This is a genomic window from Vibrio sp. M60_M70, assembly GCF_037162085.1.
GTDB classification, from domain to species: domain Bacteria; phylum Pseudomonadota; class Gammaproteobacteria; order Enterobacterales; family Vibrionaceae; genus Vibrio; species Vibrio diabolicus.
Window position 1 is genome coordinate 784,842 of sequence record NZ_JARLUL010000001.1, and the last position, 17,326, is coordinate 802,167.

The window sequence follows — 17,326 nt, forward strand, 5'->3', positions numbered from 1 at the left end:
ATGACCAACCCTCTTTCTCTGATTTCATTAAAGAACCCGTGGCATCTATTGGCGACGGGTTTTGGCAGTGGATTATCCCCGTTTATTCCAGGAACAATGGGGACACTGGCGGCCGTGCCCTTCTTTTTGTTGTTGGCGCAATTGCCATTTACGGCGTATGTCATTGTTGTTCTGATTTCGTGTGTGATCGGCATTCAAATCTGCCAAGTGACGTCTGCAGACATGAAAGTACATGATCATGGTTCAATCGTATGGGATGAATTTGCGGGTTTTTGGATTACGATGGGTATCGTCCCTGCGTTAAATATTCCGTTGACCGAGTGGAAGTGGTTGCTCACTGGCTTCATCCTGTTCCGTTTTTTCGACATGGTAAAACCGTGGCCAATTGGGTGGCTAGATAAGCGAGTTCACGGTGGGCTGGGTATTATGGTTGATGATATCGTGGCGGGAATTATGGCTGGTGTTGCCCTGTTTCTAGTCGCAAAATACGCAGGCTGGATGAATTAAACGTTGGACATAAAAAAGGGATGCCATGAGCATCCCTTTTTAAATTCATTTTGCTAAATAATCCAAGATGGATTGTTCAATCCCTTTTGCATCGAGACCAAGCTCTTCATGCAGTTCATCTTGTGTTCCTTGATGAATAAACTCATCTGGTAAACCTAGGTTCAACACAGGTTTAATGATTTTATCTTTCATCATGAACTCAACAACACCAGCACCAGCACCACCCGCGATAACATTTTCTTCTAACGTCACGAGCACGTCATGATCTGCGGCTAATTGACGAATTAATGCTTCATCGAGCGGCTTCACAAAGCGCATATCAGCAACAGTGGCGTTAAGGTATTCTGCCGCTTCTAGCGCGTTACCCAAGAAAGTACCAAAGTTCAGAATAGCAACTTTTTCACCTTGGCGAACCATGCGTCCTTTACCGATTTCTAAAGCCGTAAACTCAGTTTCGATTTCTACGCCCACCCCGCTACCGCGAGGGTATCGAACCGCACTAGGGCCAGTATGTTTATGGCCAGTGTAAAGCATTTGTCGACATTCGTTTTCGTCACTTGGCGCCATGATCACCATGTTCGGAATACAGCGCATAAAGCTTAGATCGAATGCGCCTTGGTGAGTTTGGCCGTCTGCACCAACGAGACCTGCACGGTCGATAGCGAACATTACTGGTAAATCCATGATCGCGATATCGTGGATCAGTTGGTCATAACCACGTTGCAAGAAAGTCGAATAGATAGCTACGATTGGATGATCGCCAGCAATTGCCATGCCTGTTGCAAGTGTCACAGCGTGTTGCTCAGCAATCGCCACGTCAAAGTATTGGTCTGGATATTCTTTTGAGAAACGTACCATACCAGAGCCTTCGCGCATTGCTGGCGTAATTGCCATTAGCTTAGGATCTTGGGCCGCCATATCACATAAAAAGTCACCAAAGATCTTTGAGTAAGTTGGCTTACCGCCACTGCTTTTCGGTAGACAGTTATGCGTTGGATCGAATTTAGGAACACCGTGGTAGCCGATAGGATCTTTCTCGGCAGGCTCATAACCTTTGCCTTTCTTGGTCATGATGTGCAGGAATTGAGGGCCTTTGAGCTCACGCATGTTTTTTAGCGTTTTGACGAGTTCATTGACGTCGTGTCCATCAATCGGGCCAATGTAATTAAAGCCGAACTCTTCGAACAGAGTACCAGGCACTACCATGCCTTTGAGGTGCTCTTCCGTACGGCGAACCAACTCTTTAATAGGTGGAACACCAGACAACACTTTTTTACCGCCTTCACGGATAGAAGTGTACAAGCTGCCAGAAAGTACTTTCGCAAGGTGGTTATTCAGGGCGCCGACGTTTTCTGAAATCGACATTTCGTTGTCGTTCAAAATCACCAACATATCAGGATGAACGTCGCCAGCGTGGTTCATGGCTTCGAATGCCATGCCTGCTGTAATTGCGCCATCACCAATCACACTGACAATTTTACGACCTTTGCCCTCTTTTTGGGCGCTGATGGCCATGCCAAGACCTGCACTAATCGATGTCGAAGAGTGACCGACAGATAAGGTGTCATATTCACTTTCTTCACGCCAAGGGAAAGGGTGTAGACCATCCTTTTGGCGAATTGTTGGCATTTTATCGCGACGTCCGGTGAGGATTTTATGCGGGTAAGCCTGATGACCAACATCCCAGATCAATTTGTCGATAGGGGTGTTGTAAACATAATGCAGAGCGACAGTTAGCTCCACGGTGCCTAAGCCAGACGCTAAGTGTCCGCTAGATTGGCTCACTGAATTTAGCAGATACGTTCGCAGTTCATCACACAGATTTGGTAATGTTTCTTTCGGAAGGAGACGTAATTCTTCCGGTGTATTTGCTAACGCCAGTGTTGGGTACTTTGAAATATCAAGAGTCATATAAATGCGCGCTTATAGTGTTAATTTTTGCGCTCGATGACATATCGGGCGAACTCTTCGAGTAACTGAGTATTGTATGGGATAGCTTCCAATGCTTGAAGTGCTTCCTGTAACAGAGTGTGAGCTTTCTCTATGGCTCCCTCTAAACCCAGCAGGGAAGGATAAGTGCTCTTATTCAGACCTTGGTCGGAACCTTGAGGCTTACCCAGTGTTTCTGTGTCACTGATGATATCAAGAATATCGTCTTGAACCTGAAACGCCAAACCAATTGCTTTTGAGTAGCGCTCCAAGTGAGGTAGAACCTCGATACCTTTCTCACCAGCAGCTAATGCACCTAATTTTACCGCACAATCAATCAGAGCTCCGGTTTTTTTACGGTGTATCTCTTCCATTTCTTCAAGAGAAACTTGGCGATTTTCTGCGCCTAAATCTAAGGCTTGCCCAACACACATGCCGTTGGCGCCAGAAGAATGCGCCAACGCTTTGATCATGTTGATGCGTTGAGTCTCGGCTGCCGGGTTTAATTGACCATCGGCAATAATGGTGAAGGCGAGAGTTTGTAGTGCATCACCTGTCAGTATTGCGGTTGCTTCATCAAACTTAATGTGACAAGTTGGTTGACCTCGACGCAGTTCATCATCGTCCATGGCAGGCAGATCATCATGAATGAGTGAGTAGGCATGTATACATTCGATAGCAGCGGCAGGAGTGTCTAAGTCTTCTGGTTTACAGCCGAGCATTTGACCTGTGATGTAAACAAGAAAAGGGCGAACGCGTTTTCCACCTAGCAAAAGGCCGTATTTCATTGCTTGAATCAATGGCTGCTCTTGATATGGAAGCTGATCGAGCCACAAATTCAATTGCTGATTGTTTCTTTGTTGAAAAGACGTCAATGTCTGTTGCATCACATTGCTCACTACTGATGGTTATTCTGAATCTGGTTTGAAGTCACTCAGTGGTGCTTCATCATCTTCGCTAAGAAGAATACTTACGCGCTGTTCGGCGTCGCTAAGTTTAGTTTGGCCAGCACGAGCTAAGGCAATGCCTCGTTCAAACTTACGTAGAGCATCATCTAGGGCAAGATCGCCATTTTCTAATTGATCAACCAAGCTATCAAGCTCTTCAATGGTTGCTTCGAAGGTCATGTTTTCTGGTTTCTTGACCGCCATCTTTTTTCTGCCTTAATCAAGCCTTGGAGAAGATGCACGAAAGTTACCTTAGCCTAGTAACTTGGTCAAATTTAACCTTATATAATTGTCACAAAATTAGCGTTAAACGAGCCTAAGCGCTGAAACCCCATATTTTGGTTAAGGTTGTTAAGTCTAATTTGTGATCCATTAGCTAAGATTTTTCTAAAAATTCTGCGCGAGTTGTCGATACAGGTAATAATCCGCCCAATGGCAGTATTTGAGTATAGCGTGAGGAGTGCTTTGTGGATTTAGCAACCCTATTAGGTTTGATTGGTGGTTTTGCATTCGTCATTATGGCGATGGTGCTTGGTGGCAGCATCGGCATGTTTGTCGATGTCACGTCGATCCTTATTGTCGTTGGTGGCTCAATATTCGTCGTATTGATGAAGTTCACAATGGGACAGTTTTTTGGTGCAACAAAGATCGCAGGCAAAGCCTTCATGTTTAAAGCGGATGAACCGGAAGACTTGATCGCAAAAATTGTGGAAATGGCCGATGCGGCACGTAAAGGTGGTTTTCTTGCTCTTGAAGAGATGGAAATTAATAACACTTTTATGCAAAAAGGCATTGATTTGCTTGTTGATGGCCATGATGCCGACGTGGTAAGAGCAGCCTTAAAAAAAGACATCGCGCTTACGGATGAACGACATACTCAAGGCACTGGCGTATTTCGCGCCTTTGGTGACGTTGCCCCTGCAATGGGGATGATTGGTACCTTGGTTGGCTTAGTCGCAATGCTTTCGAACATGGATGACCCAAAAGCGATTGGACCAGCAATGGCGGTTGCGCTCTTAACCACATTGTATGGCGCGATCCTGTCCAACATGGTGTTTTTCCCTATTGCGGATAAGCTTTCTCTGCGCCGTGACCAAGAAACGCTAAACCGCCGTTTGATCATGGATGGTGTATTAGCGATTCAAGATGGTCAAAACCCGCGAGTGATTGATAGCTACTTGAAGAACTACCTCAACGAAGGTAAACGTGCCCTTGAGATTGACGAGTAACTTGGAGAGTAGTGATGGATGATGAAGATAACAAATGCGATTGTCCGCCACCCGGTCTCCCGTTATGGATGGGGACATTCGCGGACTTAATGTCGCTACTGATGTGTTTCTTTGTTCTTCTGCTCTCGTTTTCTGAGATGGACGTGCTGAAGTTCAAACAGATTGCGGGATCAATGAAATTTGCCTTCGGTGTACAAAATCAACTTGAAGTGAAAGACATTCCCAAAGGTACTAGCATCATTGCTCAAGAGTTTCGACCGGGCCGACCGGAACCAACGCCGATTGATGTCATCATGCAGCAAACCATGGACATCACTCAACAGACGCTCGAATTTCATGAAGGGGAGTCTGACCGAGCTGGTGGCACAAAGCGTGATGAAGGAAAGTTAACCGGTGGTCAATCGCCAGAAACGTCAACGCAAAACAATCAATCTGCAGAAGCGGACATGCAACAGCAGCAATCTGAAGAGATGTCGCAAGAGATGGAAACCTTGATGGAAAGTATCAAGAAAGCCTTAGAGCGAGAGATTGAACAAGGTGCGATTGAAGTTGAAAATCTTGGCCAACAGATTGTTATACGCATGCGTGAAAAAGGTGCATTCCCTGAAGGTTCGGCCTTCTTGCAGCCTAAATTCCGTCCTTTAGTTCGACAAATTGCAGAGTTAGTAAAAGACGTGCCAGGCATTGTGCGAGTATCTGGTCATACGGACAACCGACCGTTAGACTCAGAGCTTTATCGTTCTAACTGGGATCTCTCTTCTCAGCGCGCCGTATCGGTTGCACAAGAGATGGAGAAGGTGAGAGGCTTCTCTCATCAACGTTTGAGAGTGCGAGGCATGGCAGATACTGAACCATTGTTGCCGAATGATTCTGATGAAAATCGCGCGCTTAACCGACGGGTTGAAATCAGCATCGTGCAAGGCGAGCCACTATACAGTGAAGAAGTGCCTGTAATTCAATAACTAGACTTTAGTTTCAAGTCAGTAGAGAGATAAGAAAGCGAGCAGATTGCTCGCTTTTTTTGTTTTTCCAATCCGCTTGGGTGTATAATCTTGCGCCTTAAAAGTGAGCTCAGACTACTTTTTGTGACTGAAACGCGGTTTTACTGCGTATGAAGCATTGAAGTTGAGTGTCACTCTTTGTTGATTGCGAAACTAACCTGCGAATTAGACTATGAAATTTATTGTAAAGCCCCATCCAGAAATTTTTGTAAAAAGTGAATCTGTGCGTAAGCGCTTCACAAAGATTTTAGAGTGCAACATTCGTAACATCATTAAGAGCCGCACGGAATCTGTCGCGGTATTCAACCGTCGTGATCACATTGAAGTGACCTCTGAGAGTAACGAATTCCACGCTGAAGTTCTTGAGGTTTTGACTCATACACCAGGCATTCACCACGTACTGGAAGTGAAGCAGAGCGAATTTAAAGACTTGCACGATATCTTCGAACAAGTACTGGAGCTAAATCGCTCTGCACTCGAAAATAAAACCTTTGTTGTACGTGCGAAGCGTCGCGGTAAGCACGACTTTACCTCTATCGAACTAGAGCGTTATGTCGGCGGTGGTTTAAACCAAGCGATTGAGAGCGCAAGAGTTAAGCTGCAAAACCCAGACGTGACGATCAAGGTGGAAGTCTCGAACGATAAGCTAAACCAAGTGCTGGCTCGTCATAAAGGTTTAGGCGGCTTCCCACTGGGCACGCAAGAAGACGTGTTGAGCTTGATCTCTGGTGGTTTTGACTCTGGTGTTTCTAGCTACCTTCATATCAAGCGTGGCTCAAAAGTACATTACTGCTTCTTTAACTTAGGTGGTCCAGCACACGAAATCGGCGTTAAGCAGGTTTCTCACTACCTATGGAACAAATACGGCTCTTCAGCAAAAGTACGTTTCATCTCAGTTGATTTCGAACCTGTGGTTGCGGAAATCCTAGAGAAAGTCGATGACGGCCAAATGGGGGTTATCTTGAAGCGTATGTTCATGCGTGCAGCAGGCATGATCGCTCAGAAGATGAAGATCGAAGCATTGGTAACAGGCGAAGCGCTCGGTCAAGTATCGAGCCAAACGCTAACTAACCTCCGCCATATCGATAACGTAACGGACACGTTGATTCTGCGCCCACTTATCAACTGGGATAAAGAAGACATCATTAACCTAGCACGCGAAATCGGCACGGAAGACTTTGCGAAGACAATGCCAGAGTATTGTGGTGTTATTTCTAAGAAGCCGACAGTAAAAGCGATTAAAGCGAAGCTAGAAGCGGAAGAAGAGAAATTTGACTTTAGCATTCTTGAGCAAGTAGTTCGTGATGCACGCATGATGGACATTCGTGATATCGCGAAAGAGTCTGAGCAAGCAGCACCAGAAGTCGAGCAGGTTGAAGCGGTAGAAGAGCACGCGGTTGTGCTAGATATTCGTAGTCCTGAAGAGGAAGACGATAACCCGCTCGAAATCGAAGGTGTGGATGTGAAACATATCCCATTCTACAAGTTGGGTACACAGTTTGGTGATTTAGACCAATCTAAGACATATCTATTGTACTGTGACCGTGGGGTGATGAGCCGTCTGCAAGCACTTTACTTGCAAGAGCAAGGCTTCAATAACGTAAAAGTTTACCGCCCATAGTTGACTGATAAAAAGACGTTAAAAGGCGCAAATTGAGACATCAATTTGCGCCTTTTTTGTTTTTGATCGCGTTACAGCTAATCATTACTTAGCATAATGTTGAGGCTTATCGCAAAGCCATACACTTTGTGTTGATATAACGATAATTAATCCGAAAGAAGAGTAATAAAGTGATGTTGCTGCCAGATATACGGATGAGATTTTCGATAGATAAAAAAACACCGCCTAATTTAGGCGGTGTAACAAATTTGACAGACAGGTCAAAAATAAATACAGGAAGTATATGTTTTGTCACAGGGAGTGTGGACAAAACATTATGGTAGAAATCTACCTAACTCGAAATACGAGTTTGCAAACACAACATCGCAACAACGAAGCCAATTGATTTCCAAAGAAATCAAGCCGTTCAGGCTCGTGTTGCGGGGTGAAATATAGAATTTATCTGGCTGTTCGACAACGGACATTTTATAATGTTTCAGATTAAAAAAACTAATCCTATTTGAGGTCCCATATGTCTCGCAGATTGCCTCCATTAAATTCGCTTCGAGTCTTCGAAGCGGCTGCTCGCCATCTCAGTTTTACGCGAGCGGCAGAAGAGTTGTTTGTTACTCAAGCCGCGGTCAGTCACCAGATTAAAGCACTCGAAGAGTTCTTATCGTTGAAGCTCTTTCGTCGCCGTAATCGTTCGCTATTGTTGACAGAAGAAGGACAAAGTTACTTTCTCGACATCAAAGATATTTTCACCTCGATTGCCGAGGCGACAGATAAGGTATTGGAACGTAGTGAAAAAGGAGCATTGACGATCAGTCTACCGCCGAGTTTTGCTATCCAATGGTTGGTGCCTCGTTTGGCCGATTTTAATGCTCAAGAGCCAGATATCGATGTACGTATTAAAGCTGTGGATATGGATGAAGGTTCACTGACTGATGATGTAGATGTGGCTATCTACTATGGTCGAGGGAATTGGCCGGGTTTGCGAGCGGATAAATTGTACCAAGAGTTTCTGATCCCACTTTGTTCACCTTCGTTACTTTTAGGCAACAAACCATTAGAATCTCTAAGTGACCTCAAATTACACACTTTGTTACATGATACTTCGCGTAAAGACTGGAAGCAGTTTGCGCGTCATTACAACATCGAAGGTATCAATGTAAACCACGGTCCTATTTTCAGTCACTCGACGATGGTGCTACAGGCTGCTGCGCATGGTCAGGGGGTTGCGCTTGGTAACAACGTACTCGCCAAGCCAGAAATGGAAGCTGGACGACTCATCGCGCCATTCGACGAGGTGTTGATCTCCAAGAATGCATTCTACGTGGTGTGTCATGAACAGCAGGCAGATATGGGCCGAATCGCAACGTTTAGAGACTGGATGTTAGCGACCGCGAGAAAAGAGCAAGAGGAAGTACTAGATGAGCCAATGGATAGTTGAGGGACCTGAAAGCGGTCCTCTATTTATCTTTGCCCATGGCGCTGGAGCGGGGATGGAACATGATTTCATGGCCGCCGTTGCCAAAGGATTAGTTGAGCAAGGAATTCGCGTGGTGCGATTTAACTTCCCGTATATGATTAAGCGAGCGGAAGATGGGAAAAAGCGTCCACCAGATCGTGCGCCAAAACTGCTGGAAGCCTATGAAGAAGTGATTGCTCACTTTACCTCTCAACCTATTGTCATTGGTGGTAAGTCAATGGGTGGCCGCATGTCGAGTTTACTGGCTGAAAATGAGCTGGTGGCGGGCATTGCCTGTTTAGGGTTTCCCTTTCACCCTCCGGGAAAGCCAGAAAAGTTCAAAGGCGATCACTTAGCGAATATCGAGAAACCTACGCTGATTCTACAAGGGGAGCGAGACACCTTTGGTAAGCGTGAGGAGTTCGATGACTTTGTCCTTTCATCGCAAGTTAAGGTGAGTTTTTTACCCGATGGTGACCACAGCTTTAAACCGCGCAAGAGCTCAGGCCATACCGAGGCGGGTAACATCGATCTCGCGGTAGAGCAGTTAGCGGCGTTTATCAAAGAGGTGCACCGTGAAAAGTAAGTGGTTACTCTCATTTTCTGGTCTGTCTGGGCTGGTTTCTGTCGCTCTAGGAGCCTTTGCTGCACATGGGCTAAAAGCTCAGCTAGCTCCGTATTTACTTGGCGTATTTGAGACCGGAGTTTTGTACCAATTTATTCACACGTTGGCGATTGTGTTTTGTGCGGTTTTATTGCTATTGAATTTGGGACAAAAAGCACAAAAATATTTTTTCATTGCAGCGATTTGCTTTATCATCGGCATCTTTTGTTTTAGCGGCAGTCTTTACGCACTGGCGCTGACAGGCATTAAGTGGTTTGGGCCGATTACTCCAATGGGAGGATTGCTGTTCATGATTGGTTGGTGTCTGTTCTTTTTTGCTGCGTTCAATATCAAAGAGGTCTCCAAGTGAAACAACTAATGCTCTATTGCCGTTCTGGCTTTGAGAAAGAGTGTGCTGGTGAAATTCAGGACAAAGCGACACAGTTGGAAGTGTATGGCTTCCCTCGTGTGAAGAGAAACTCAGGTTATGTTGTCTTCGAGTGTTACCAAGATGGAGATGCGGACAAACTTGCGAGAGGTTTGGACTTTAAGTCGTTAATCTTCGCTCGCCAAATGTTTGCGGTAGCGGCTGAGTTTCAATCGCTGCCAAGTGATGACCGCATTAGCCCAATTTTGAATGAGCTAGCAGACATTGAAGCGTTTCCTCGCTGTGGGGATTTGAGAATTGAAACTCCGGATACGAATGAAGCGAAAGAGCTACTGAAATTCTGCCGTAAATTTACTGTCCCAATGCGTCAAGCGTTGCGCGGTAAAGGTCTAATGTTGAACAAAGACAACGCGAAGAAGCCAGTGCTGCACATTTGTTTTGTGGAGCCTGGCCACTGTTATGTCGGTTATTCTTACACAGACAATAACTCTCAGTTCTTCATGGGTATTCCTCGCCTTAAGTTCCCAGCAGACGCCCCAAGTCGTTCAACGCTTAAACTGGAAGAAGCATTTCACGTCTTTATTCCACGTGAAGAGTGGGATGAGCGTTTGGCTCCAGGAATGTGGGGGGTCGATTTAGGGGCATGTCCAGGCGGTTGGACGTACCAACTGGTGAAGCGCTCGATGTTCGTTCACTGTGTCGATAACGGCATGATGGCAGACAGCTTGATGGAAACTGGCCAGATCAAGCATCATATGGTGGATGGTTTTAAATTCGAACCAGACCGTAAGAACGTAACATGGATTGTTTGTGACATGGTAGAAAAGCCAGCTCGTGTTGCTCACCTTATGGGCCAGTGGCTGTTAAAAGGTTGGGCGAAAGAGGCAATCTTTAACCTTAAGCTGCCAATGAAAGGCCGCTATGACGAGGTGCTGCAAGACCTTGAAAACCTGAAGCAGTTCCTGATTGATAATAAGGTAAAGTTCAGACTACAAGCTAAGCATTTGTATCATGATCGTGAAGAGATCACGATTCATATCCAGTGTCTATCGAACATTTCTCCGTACTAATTCTATCTCCGAGTCATTTGGGGATAGTCCCGAGAATAGAAAAAAGCGCCTTCAAATGGCGCTTTTTTATTGTCTGAGAGCTTTATGGTTTGAAACCATCATCAGACACTATTCCGCTTTATTTGGTCCTGTAAAGCGAATGTCCTGTAAGTTAAAGCCGAGTTCAATGTCGCACTTTAAAGCCGCGACGCGTTTACATAGGCGTGCAGACTCAATGTGCTCGTCTAATTTTTTACGGTATTTCGGTGCAAGGTCTTCACTGGCGTAGGCTGCTTCAATATTCTCAAACTGAGTAAGAATCTCTTTCGCCGCTTTTGGTCCAATGCCCGGAACCCCCGGCACTTGGCTAGAGCTGATCCCCGTTAACCCCCAATAATCGGCCAGTTGGCTCGGTTTTACGCCGAACTCTTTTTCGATAAACGGTTCATCTAACCAACGATGTTGGAAGTAATCACGGATCTGTAGGGTAGGAGAAAGCAGCTGACAGTAGCCTTTATCCGTAGAAACGATGGTGACTTTTTCACCATGACTGGCCACTTTAGTCGCGAGAGTCGCAACCAAGTCGTCCGCTTCATCGCCTTCAGAAAGCAATGAATCAATACCTTGTTCCCACCATGCTTGCTGAATCGCATCTAGACCTAGCATCAGTGGTTCCGGCATTGGTTTTCGATTTTGCTTATAGTCTGGGAGAATCTCAGCTCGCCATCCTCTGTCTTGTTCATGGTGATCGAAAACCGCGATGATGTGTGTCGGGTTGGCTTCTGACAGAATGCGAGTGAGGGTTCTTTGTGTCGTGGTGATGGTTCTTGCTATGTCGGTTGGATCCGGTTGTGCAGAGTGCACACGGCGGATCAGGTTTAGGGCATCAATAATAACAAGATGAATAGACATAATGACTTAGCAATAAAAAAGGGGCGTAATGCCCCTAGTGTAACGAATGCTAGCCTGACTATCGACCACCAATTTCTGGGTGAGCGATGCGATAACACGGTTCATAGTCTGAACCGCCAGGCAGTTTCATTCGGTGTTGTTCGACAAAGTCTTGTAGTAACTTATCGAGCTTTTTCATTAGCACAGGATCACCGTGAATGGTGAAAGGGCCTCGACGTTCGATTTCTCGAATTCCTTCGGCTTTCACGTTACCAGCCACGATACCGGAGAAGGCTTGACGCAGGTTGGCCGCTAAGACTTGAGGTTCTTGATCTAAGCTTAAATCCAATTGCTCCATCGACTCATGAGTTGGATCGAATGGTAACTGGAAGTTAGGCTCGATTTTTAATGACCAGTTAAAGCTATAAGCATCGCCTTTTTCTTTTCGGTGAAGGCGTACAGAGTCCATTGAGCGCTTCATGATACGTGCCACTTCTGCCGGATCGTCAATGACGATCTCGTAATGCTTTTGACCTTCTTCGCCAAGTGTATCGCGAACAAACTCGTCGATAGAGCGGAAGTACTCTTCACTCTCTTTCGGTCCTGTTAACACGATAGGCATTGGCTGATCGGCGTTGTCTGGGTGCATCATAATGCCAAGAATATACAGCAACTCTTCTGCAGTGCCCGGACCACCAGGGAAAATCACAATGCCATGCGCCATACGTACAAAGGCTTCCAAACGCTTTTCGATGTCCGGCATGATAACCAGCTCATTCACGATTGGGTTTGGTGGCTCGGCTGCAATAATCGAAGGCTCGGTTAAACCAAGATAACGTTGCTGAGTATAACGCTGCTTCGCATGTCCGATAGCGGCACCTTTCATTGGCCCTTCCATCGCACCAGGGCCACAACCCGTGCAGATATTAAGTTCACGCAAGCCAAGCTCGTTACCGACTTCACGTGTGTATTGATATTCCACGCCATTGATAGAGTGACCACCCCAACACACGACGAGGTTTGGCTCGATACCTGGTGTGAGTGCTCTGGCATTACGCAGAATACCGAACACGAGGTTAGTGATGTGAATTGGGTTCGTCAGGTTGAGTCGTTGTGCGTCTGCTAAATGCATATTGACATAAACAATATCGCGTAACACGGAGAACAGATGCTCTTGGATACCTTTAATTATCTCGCCATCGACAAAGGCGTGCTCAGGTGGGTTAGTCAGCTCAAGCTTAATACCACGCTCGCGGCGCACTACGTTGACATCAAACGACTGGTGTTTATCGAGCAGCTCTTTCGAGTTATCGGTATGACTGCCGGAGTTCAACACCGCTAACGTGCAGTTGCGGTACAGTTGATAAAGTTCACTCGAGGCCGTGTTTTTTAAGCGCTCTACTTCTAATTGAGATAGCAAGTCCATGCTACCAGCGGGGCTTATATGGGTAATCATAACGCCTCCTTGTGTTGCATTATTTTGAGGGAAAGTACCAACTCACCTTTTGGGGTTATACGTATGGTTTGATGAAAGGCAGTTGGCCGATTTGGTTTTATGGTTATTGACTCCCAAGCAACCGCAAGATGGTACATTCGCGTTCTGTAAATGCATCATCTTGAAGTGACTTGGGTTTTTACAGCTTAGCAGACTGAAAGGGAAGAAATGTGATAACTCGTTGAAAATGGGTGGTTATAAAGCGTAAATTGCACCAATTCTGGTTTGTTTGTTCGATTTTTGTACGAAATCTAGCTCCAGTTAAGCTGATTTGTTCCACGTTTTTTAGCGTCCGCAAGCATCTTGCCGAGTCGATCGAGTACATACTCTGGCGTATCGGACTCTTTAAAAGAGGTCGACACAGCCGCTAGGGTGATTATGATATTTTGCTCACGGAACTTAAATGGTAATTGGCTAATATCACGCTGGATATGTTTAATGAGATCCAGTGTGTATTCTTCAGATTGTTCTGGAACGAGTAAAATAAACTCTTCGCCACCAAAGCGAGCTACCGTTTCAGTTTCTGATACGCGTTTATTAATGGTGCGAGCGATGATCTTCAACGCTTTATCACCAGCCGTATAGCCATAGCTGTCATTCACCGCTTTGAAGTTATCAACGTCAAACAACACTACACGCAGGTTCTGTTGAGAGCGAATCCAACGGCGATACTCTAGCTCTAGTCGATCATTAAATGCGGTGCGGTTATAGACTTTAGTCAGAGGGTCGAGCAACATGCGCTGAGCTTGGTCATCTAAGCGTCGACGATGATCTTGGGTGGTTTCAAACACGGCTTCGAGCTGGTTCTTACTGTAATTCAAACGCTCTTGCAGCGCTTGTTCTCGTTCTTCCGTCATTTTAAGTCGCTCTGTCAGCGACGCCATTTTCGCAAGTAACGGGGCGATTTCTTTTTTTACATCCGCTAGATCTTGAGCTTGGTCGAGCGAAAGTTGACTCAATTCAACCAGACTGTTCATTTCTGTGTTGAGCTCTTGGCGGTGCTCAAAGTAGGTATGATGTTGGTCGACGTTCTGATGAACGGTTTTTAGGTTACTTGCGAGAGAAGTGTTCAGCTGATCAAGAAATTGGCTAGACGCTTCGCGCTCGAACTTTGTTGCTTCGACAACCAATTTCAGCGTTGAGAGCGTAAGCTCAATGAGAGACTCTGCACTCACGCCAAGAAGCAGCTTAGCCCGAATATCGAGCAATCGATCTCCCGTTTCTCCCTCAAAATCCAGCTCGGTGATGGTATGTTGTAGATCGCTGGCTAAGCACTCAAGTTGAGACTTATCAGGATTATTCTCAAACTCACTGAGATGCAAACGCGAGTTGGAAGTGATGATTTTCAGAGCGCGTTCGTAAATGCTCAGTAGCTTAGTGGCTTGATCGGCTTTATTGCTGGCATGAGCTTCTGAGAAACTCATTAAGTTCCGTAGTTCACGTTTTAACTGCGCAGGTAAACCTGTGACACGTTGGAGTGTTTCACCACTGTGTTTGATTTGTTCGTCTAGGTAGCCGTTCTGTTTGTCCATCGTCTTCGACTGCTGTTTGAGCATTCTCTCTAATACCGCTAAACGTGGGATAAGAGTACTGATATCTTTTTGATGTTGCAGCTCTTGTTGGATTTCAAACAGGTAATTGGATACCTGGGTATTCGAACCCTGGCAAGCTGAAGACAATGATGCCACAACGCGTTTAAGAACTTGTTGTTCACGTTTGAATTTGAGTGAAGTATCACGATGTGTCAGTCTGAGTTGGTCAAGTTGACAACTCAGCTGATGAAGCTGCGACTGAATATCGGATTCCAAGATTCCCATGAAGTGACTACGGTTAAGTCCATGTACTACTGACAATTATCCGATAATAACAAAAAACGTTATAGCGTCATTAGTTATTATGTCTAACAGGCGTTTAATTATCCATTTTTTAATATTTTCTTGATGTCGTCCTCATTCTTGTAGGACGAATGGATCTTAATCAGGCCTTGGCTAATGGCATGCTGACAGGCAGTTCTTATGTTACCCGTTGCAAAGCTTGCGGCGGGTGCGTTATCGATGGCTTTCAAGAAAACCCAGTGGCTTTGCTTATCCTTCAAGCTGACTTCTCGCGCAATGTGAGTCGCAAGCAGCAACAGATCGAGTAATTCCTCATCGTTAATTGCAGTGTAGGCTCGTGGTAAGAACGGATAATCGCTGATACCCATGCGAATAATACGGTTGACGTTGTGCTGCTGAGCGAACTCATCCACCCAAGTCTGGAATTTCTCGAACATGACTTCGGCAGAAGCATCACGGTCAGCATTCGGTTCGATATAGAGTAGGTTTGCATCTGAGAAATGGTAAAGGCGCGACGGTTTTTCTATCTTTTCCGCTAGGAAGTCACCAAATGCGCGCTCCAGCTCCAAGCCCGCTTTATAACCGTTGTGGACGTACATGCTTCGTAGGAATGGCAAGTCGATCATGACAAAGCGCAGGCGATCGTTAAGTGGCTCGTGGATCAATTCGCCCATTTGCCATTGTTCGAAAGTTTCGCTCGACTTTTTCAATGAGCGAGACAGCTTCACGTTCAGCATACGCAAGTTACGCAAACGGGAACGAGAGTGAGTGAAGAGATCATTACGCAGTTTTTCGATTTCACTTGCTTGGCGTTGCATGATCACGCCGCGGCGCATAATGAACAAAAACATCACCAACACAGTAATAAACAATGCGAATGAGATTTTCTGGAATTTGCGGTGTTCCCTTTCCACTTGCTCAAGGCGTTCCGATTGGCCGATATAGTGGATGGTTTGTTCAGCAAACTCTTTTTGTTGGCGGAATGCATCCTCACTGATTTGGTTGAGCTGTTTTTGCTCTAAACGCACAAGGTTGGTGTATTTCTTATAAGCCTGCAGAGAAAGTTGGTATTCGCCTGCCTGCTCGTAACCAAGCCCGAGTAAGCGGTAAGACTGCTGCTTAATGAAGTTGTTATTTTCAGGTGACTTTTCAGCAAGTGCTAACGCCAGCTTTGCATTGGTAATGACGTTTTTACTGTCGTTTTGATGATAAGCCAGGCCTGACTGAAGCAATGCTGCCTTTGCTTCAAGCTTAGGAATGTCAGTGTATTCTAAAAGCTCTTTAGATCGGTCTAGGTATTGTTCTGCTAGCGCGTAATTGTAGAGTTGCAGATAGGTAGCCGCCAAGCTTAAGCGAATCTTAATGATCCGATTAATGTTCTTACTGGTGCTTTCATGGTCCAGCACGTTGAAGTAGTGCACCAAGGCAAGGTTAAACTTGCCTTGGTAAAAATAAATGTCACCCATTTGCTCAAGGACATCCGCTAGGATGGGAGAGCTAGGGTAGGAGTCATAGAAGTCTGCGGCTTGAGATAAGTATTCGATCGCTTTGTCGTAAACTCGGCGCTCTTGGAAGAGTCTTGCCAACAGGCGATTAACTTTTGCTAACCTTGCGCCACTGTCACTCTCAATAGATTGCCAATAACCGTAAAGCAGTTCCGACAAAGCCAAATTGTATTTCTTGCTATTCAGATAAAACTCGCCGACGGCTGTGTAATAGTCGATCAAGGCTAAGTCAGATCGGCTGTCTTCAAGCATAGTTTTGGCTTGAGAATACAAACTTTCCGCTTTAATCAGATCGCCACTATGTGAAGCGAGGAGCGCTCTTTGCATCACTAATCGATAGCGGACGCTGTCGGTACGTTGCAATACCGCATCGGCTTCATCGAGTTGCTGCTCAATTTGGTTAAGCGTATCTTCCGCTTTTGAATAGTTTTTGTCGTACATCCAAATCATTTGGTTGCGCATCAGCTGGAGATCTAAGTCCATGTACGGCAATTGATATTCTTGCGCTAAGCGCTCGGCTTTGTTTAGGTGTTCGATAGCCGAACGAACGTTACCCATGGCGTAGTCTGCCTGAGCGATAATCTTGTGTGCTTCGATGGTGCTGCTTGGTGTGCGAACGCTACGATCGGTCTCGTCACGAGACATAGCCGAAGGGCTGTCACTCTCTTTGCGTTCCGTTAGCTCACGTTGTGACAAGTAGTTGGTTGCCGCTTGTTTTGCTTGTGATGGCTCTATTTCCGCCAATTGTTGTGCTTCGTTGAGTAACGCGGACGATAAAATGGTCGCGTGAAGCGGCTGTACAAACAGCAAGCAAAGAAAGCCAATCAACTTGAATAGACGCGAACTGTCCCAAAACATCCTTTCGTTCCCTCGAA

The 17,326-nt window shown here is 45.7% G+C and carries 15 protein-coding genes; 8 read left to right on the plus strand and 7 right to left on the minus strand.

Annotated elements, in window-relative coordinates; all coding sequences use genetic code 11:
* Positions 1-507 (plus strand): phosphatidylglycerophosphatase A, encoded by a 507-nt coding sequence (pgpA, locus tag P4S59_RS03660; RefSeq protein WP_046874310.1) that lies wholly within the window; start codon positions 1-3, stop codon positions 505-507.
* A gap of 45 nt (positions 508-552) precedes the next feature.
* Here the strand turns inward: pgpA and dxs are convergent, their stop codons facing one another.
* Genes dxs through xseB form a run of 3 tightly spaced genes read right to left on the minus strand, consistent with a single transcriptional unit; the run spans position 553 to position 3,587 of the window.
* The gene (gene dxs / locus P4S59_RS03665) at positions 553-2,418 is read right to left on the minus strand and encodes a 1-deoxy-D-xylulose-5-phosphate synthase (RefSeq protein WP_337167990.1); all 1,866 of its coding nucleotides are present in this window, start codon (positions 2,416-2,418) and stop codon (positions 553-555) included.
* A 20-nt stretch (positions 2,419-2,438) separates the two neighbouring features.
* Positions 2,439-3,323: a (2E,6E)-farnesyl diphosphate synthase gene (gene ispA / locus P4S59_RS03670; protein WP_005391389.1), complete on the minus strand. Its 885-nt coding sequence runs from the start codon at positions 3,321-3,323 to the stop codon at positions 2,439-2,441.
* Between the two features lie 21 nt (positions 3,324-3,344).
* Complete coding sequence (gene xseB, locus P4S59_RS03675) at positions 3,345-3,587, minus strand: exodeoxyribonuclease VII small subunit (protein WP_005381566.1); 243 nt, start codon at positions 3,585-3,587, stop codon at positions 3,345-3,347.
* Positions 3,588-3,850: 263 nt separating this feature from the next.
* Here xseB and pomA point away from each other — a divergent pair, with 263 nt between their 5' ends.
* The 7 genes from pomA to rlmM all read left to right on the plus strand — a co-directional run bounded on the left by pomA (position 3,851) and on the right by rlmM (position 10,746).
* The gene (pomA, locus tag P4S59_RS03680) at positions 3,851-4,612 is read left to right on the plus strand and encodes a flagellar motor protein PomA (protein ID WP_005381564.1); all 762 of its coding nucleotides are present in this window, start codon (positions 3,851-3,853) and stop codon (positions 4,610-4,612) included.
* Positions 4,613-4,626: 14 nt separating this feature from the next.
* Entirely contained in the window at positions 4,627-5,574 is a 948-nt protein-coding gene (locus P4S59_RS03685) for a flagellar motor protein MotB (protein WP_337167991.1), read from the plus strand.
* A 211-nt stretch (positions 5,575-5,785) separates the two neighbouring features.
* Positions 5,786-7,234 (plus strand): tRNA uracil 4-sulfurtransferase ThiI, encoded by a 1,449-nt coding sequence (gene thiI, locus P4S59_RS03690; RefSeq protein WP_337167992.1) that lies wholly within the window; start codon positions 5,786-5,788, stop codon positions 7,232-7,234.
* A gap of 511 nt (positions 7,235-7,745) precedes the next feature.
* Positions 7,746-8,666 (plus strand): transcriptional regulator GcvA, encoded by a 921-nt coding sequence (locus tag P4S59_RS03695; RefSeq protein WP_005391378.1) that lies wholly within the window; start codon positions 7,746-7,748, stop codon positions 8,664-8,666.
* Complete coding sequence (locus P4S59_RS03700; RefSeq protein ID WP_074190974.1) at positions 8,647-9,270, plus strand: alpha/beta fold hydrolase; 624 nt, start codon at positions 8,647-8,649, stop codon at positions 9,268-9,270. The genes P4S59_RS03695 and P4S59_RS03700 overlap by 20 nt, the downstream gene beginning before the upstream one ends.
* Positions 9,260-9,658, plus strand: coding sequence for a DUF423 domain-containing protein (locus P4S59_RS03705; RefSeq protein WP_005391376.1), 399 nt, complete (start codon positions 9,260-9,262; stop codon positions 9,656-9,658). The genes P4S59_RS03700 and P4S59_RS03705 overlap by 11 nt, the downstream gene beginning before the upstream one ends.
* On the plus strand, positions 9,655-10,746 hold the full coding sequence (rlmM, locus tag P4S59_RS03710) for a 23S rRNA (cytidine(2498)-2'-O)-methyltransferase RlmM (protein WP_005391375.1): 1,092 nt from the start codon (positions 9,655-9,657) through the stop codon (positions 10,744-10,746). The genes P4S59_RS03705 and rlmM overlap by 4 nt, the downstream gene beginning before the upstream one ends.
* Positions 10,747-10,854: 108 nt before the next feature.
* On the opposite strand, the gene xni is transcribed toward rlmM, so the two are convergent.
* The 4 genes from xni to P4S59_RS03730 all read right to left on the minus strand — a co-directional run bounded on the left by xni (position 10,855) and on the right by P4S59_RS03730 (position 17,309).
* Positions 10,855-11,637 (minus strand): flap endonuclease Xni, encoded by a 783-nt coding sequence (xni, locus tag P4S59_RS03715; RefSeq protein WP_114323816.1) that lies wholly within the window; start codon positions 11,635-11,637, stop codon positions 10,855-10,857.
* A gap of 58 nt (positions 11,638-11,695) precedes the next feature.
* A complete protein-coding gene (ppnN, locus tag P4S59_RS03720; RefSeq protein ID WP_005391372.1) occupies positions 11,696-13,072 on the minus strand; it encodes a nucleotide 5'-monophosphate nucleosidase PpnN in 1,377 nt (458 codons plus the stop codon).
* 290 nt (positions 13,073-13,362) lie between these two features.
* Positions 13,363-14,928, minus strand: a complete 1,566-nt coding sequence (locus tag P4S59_RS03725) for a GGDEF domain-containing protein (RefSeq protein ID WP_337168634.1) — start codon at positions 14,926-14,928, stop codon at positions 13,363-13,365.
* A 98-nt stretch (positions 14,929-15,026) separates the two neighbouring features.
* A complete protein-coding gene (locus P4S59_RS03730; protein WP_005391368.1) occupies positions 15,027-17,309 on the minus strand; it encodes a tetratricopeptide repeat protein in 2,283 nt (760 codons plus the stop codon).
* Between the last annotated feature and the right edge of the window lie 17 nt (positions 17,310-17,326).